General features: G+C 51.4%; 1 protein-coding gene. It reads right to left on the minus strand.

Annotation, left to right across the window (positions count from 1 at the left end; translation table 11 throughout):
- Nucleotides 1-1,342: 1,342 nt before the first annotated feature.
- Nucleotides 1,343-1,722: hypothetical protein (locus Q7V20_RS17465; RefSeq protein WP_304794098.1), on the minus strand; the 380-nt coding region annotated here is incomplete at its 5' end.

The following is a 1,722-nucleotide window of genomic DNA, read 5'->3' on the forward strand; positions in this document are numbered from 1 at the left end:
CCGGCCATGAAGAATAAACTTGCCGCACCGAACCACAGCTTTTTTTGATTTTTTTAAAAAAGGAGGATGGTGTGCGGGCTACAGGGATGAAAAAATAACAGTCATTAGGGGTTTACTTTTCTATGACAGGGGCGCGCCGCTAGCGAAAGCTAAACGAAGCCACCGAACCCTGATAAAAAACTGAACTTCAAAACCGCCAACGGGCGGCGCGTCCCTTTGACCGACTTGTTAGGCCAAGCAATAACCCGCTAAGCCAAACTACCACCAACCAAAATAGACCGATTTGCCCTGAAGTGCGGCGAACGCCAAACCTAGCGATGACTGGACTTTACCACCGGAGCCAAACGTGGGCAACTTGAAAAAATTGGGGACAACCGGTAAACAACCAAGACGCAAAAAGCAGAAACGTCAGAGCCGCTACGAACAGCTTGCTTACCCCTAACATGCCGTACAAAACAACCCGAACAACAAAGCCAAACCAAACACTAAACCAGAACAGCCAAACTCAGTGTGCAGGCAGAAGCGACAGGGACAAAGCACACAAGCCCAGATGCAACAAAAGCCAGAACTCGCCAAAAACGCCAACCCAAAAGAGCCCGCAACTACAAAAGCGTGCGGAAAGCACCACCTGACAAAAGCCAAACTTCGCTGCCAATGATTCGGGTACACCCCGAAACCAGCAAGGCCAAGCCTAAAACCGAGTTTTGCTGAGCAACGTAAACCAACCGCTTAACCCACCAAGCCAGCCAAACAAAGAAGCCAACGGAGCAAACCGAAGCCAAAACCAACCAAGGCAAAGGCAAAAAACAAACTATAAATGAGTAACGTAAGCCCGAAGCACACCAAAAAAACTGTCCGCAACCACTGAAGCTGACGAAGACAAACAGAAACTTGAAACCTTCACCCCAGAAAGCCTAACGTTACGGTAAGGGGCGCACCGCTAGCGAAAGCGAAACGAAGCCGCCGAACCTTGATAAAAACCAAAACTTCAAAACCGCCACCGGGCGGCGCGTCCCTTTGACCGACTTGTTAGGCCAAGAAAAAACAGCTAAAGCCAAACTACCACCAACCCAAAGAGCCAGGTTTGCCCCGATGTGTGGGGAACGCCGAACCCAACGATGAGTGGACTTTACCACCGGAGCTAAAACCGGGCAACCTGAAAAAGCCGAGGACAACTGGCAAGCAATCGAAGCCACAAAACTTGCAAAGCCAAACCTGCGGACAACAGGCATTACGGACCAACCCGAAAAGCAAAACCCAACGCTAAAACGGAACCGCCCAACCCGGCTTGCAGGCAGAAGCGGCAGGGACGAAAGCACCCAAGCCCAGATGCAACAAAAGCTCAAACCCGGCCCAAAACGCCAACCCAAAAGAGCCGGTAACCACAAAGGCGGGCAGGGAGCGCCGCCTGACAAAAGCCAAACGTTGCCGCCAAAGATTGAGCCGAAACCCGCAAGGCCAAGCCTAAAACCGAGTTGTGGAGAGCAACGGAAACTAAACGCTTAACTCGCCAAGCTTGCCAAACAAAGCAGCCCACTGAGTAAACCGAAGCCAAAACCAACAAGGCAAAGGCAAAAACCAAACTGCAAATGAGCAATGGAAGCCCAGACCAAACCCAAAAACTGCCCGCCACCACCGAAGCTGACGGAGGCAAATCAAAACCTGAAACTCTCACCCCAGAAAGCCTAACGTTACGGTAAGGGGCGCGCCGCTCACAGAGCT

The organism is Aquabacterium sp. (genome assembly GCF_030652515.1).
GTDB lineage: Bacteria > Pseudomonadota > Gammaproteobacteria > Burkholderiales > Burkholderiaceae_C > Aquabacterium.